Genomic DNA, 425 nt, shown 5'->3' on the forward strand with positions numbered 1-425 from the left:
ATCGAGGTGAGTAGTTCAGCTTCGTCGTTAACAACTCTCATACCCCGGCCGCCACCACCTGAGGCTGCTTTGATAATAACCGGGTAGCCAATTTTGCGTGCAATAGCTTTGGTTCGATCTTGATTATTTGTGATCGGGCCGTCGGAGCCAGGAACCGTCGGTACGCCGGCTTTTGTCATGGCTTTGATGGCTGAAACTTTATTCCCCATTAAGCGAATGACACTGGCAGGGGGGCCAATGAAGGTAAAGCCGCTCTTTTCGACTTGTTCTGCGAAGTCAGCATTTTCAGCAAGAAAACCGTAGCCAGGATGAATGCCAACAGCATTGGTCACTTCAGCGGCGCTGATTATTGCAGGTATATTGAGGTAGCTCTCGACAGGGCTGTTATTACCAATACAAACTGACTCGTCTGCCAAGCGAACGTG

General features: G+C 49.9%; 1 protein-coding gene. It reads right to left on the bottom strand.

Annotated elements, in window-relative coordinates; translation table 11 throughout:
- Positions 1 to 425: biotin carboxylase N-terminal domain-containing protein (locus tag A3761_RS01800; RefSeq protein WP_304439565.1), on the bottom strand; the 425-nt coding region annotated here is incomplete at both ends.

The organism is Oleiphilus sp. HI0123 (assembly GCF_001635315.1).